This window comes from Vibrio sp. 1249-1 (assembly GCF_033340495.1).
In genome coordinates this window covers 1-546 of the sequence record NZ_JAWOWJ010001031.1, presented here as the reverse complement: position 1 = coordinate 546, position 546 = coordinate 1, and the positions used below count along the sequence as shown (strand labels likewise).

Annotated in this window: 1 pseudogene; it reads left to right on the top strand. The window is 42.5% G+C overall.

The annotated features are described in order from the left end of the window. Nucleotides 1-19: 19 nt before the first annotated feature. Nucleotides 20-546: pseudogene (locus R7Z50_RS30300) on the top strand (two-component sensor histidine kinase); the annotation flags it as partial.

Here is a 546-nt window from a genome sequence, read left to right as displayed (position 1 = left end):
AATTCAGCGGACTAACGCTTTGAGCCTAATCAACAACACTACGGCGAGTTTGATTACCAGTGACCTCAATGGCGTAGTGGAATCAGCAAACTTAAGCGCGCGTAAGTTGTTGAAACTTGGTGAGGTTAACGAAAGTTATCCGATTTGGGAGTACTTCCCAGAGAGCTGTCGAGATCAACTGAAAAAGGTATTCGATGGTTCTCATTTGTGGATTGAACTTGGTAAAATTCATGTGACATTGTCACTTGGAGACGAGAAGCCAAAGTATGTGCGTTTCGATATTCGTCCTTTCGCTCATGGTGCTGAATACAAATTGATCATGACCATTACGGATGTCACTCATCAAGAAATGACCACGCGTACCTTGGAAAGTCGAGTGTTAGAAAAAACGCAAGATTTGCTACTGAAAAACCAACAGTTAGAAAACGAAATCGAAGAGCGCATTCGCACCGAAGACAATCTTAAAAAGACGCAAGATGAGTTGATTCAAGCTGCAAAAATGGCGGTTGTAGGGCAAACCATGACAAGTTTAGCGCATGAGCTTAA